Genomic DNA, 373 nt, shown 5'->3' on the forward strand with positions numbered 1-373 from the left:
GGCCGGTGCAGTTCGAGATCACGGAGCTTACACGCCAGAGCGTCGCCGCATGGGTCTCGGCGCGAGGCTTGACGCCTGCCGACTTCCTTTTTCCGAGCCGGCTCAGCACTCCCCTCATGTGTCGACATCGGTCAGTCGAGATAGACTTCCCGTTTTGAGCCAAGCTCTGGAAAAAATGGAAATGCCATCAATGGAATCTGCGGTTACGCTTCGTCAAGCGTATCTCGTCATGTTCGAGTTTCTCGAGCTTCAATGGACGCGGCTCGGCGAGCCCGATGAGTTAGGAGGGCTTCTCGGCAATCTTGCCTTGTGGGATAAGTCGAACGGGCGGGGCGATCCTATAGACGCAGCCGTATTTCTAGAATGGCTTGAG

Annotated in this window: 1 protein-coding gene; it reads left to right on the forward strand. The window is 56.6% G+C overall.

What is annotated here, in order from left to right; all coding sequences use genetic code 11:
• Nucleotides 1-190: 190 nt before the first annotated feature.
• A partial coding sequence (locus tag EN859_RS38865; protein WP_210237764.1) for a hypothetical protein occupies nucleotides 191-373 on the forward strand: 183 nt, incomplete at its 3' end.

Source organism: Mesorhizobium sp. M00.F.Ca.ET.216.01.1.1, assembly GCF_004010325.2.
In the GTDB taxonomy this organism is placed as follows: domain Bacteria; phylum Pseudomonadota; class Alphaproteobacteria; order Rhizobiales; family Rhizobiaceae; genus Mesorhizobium.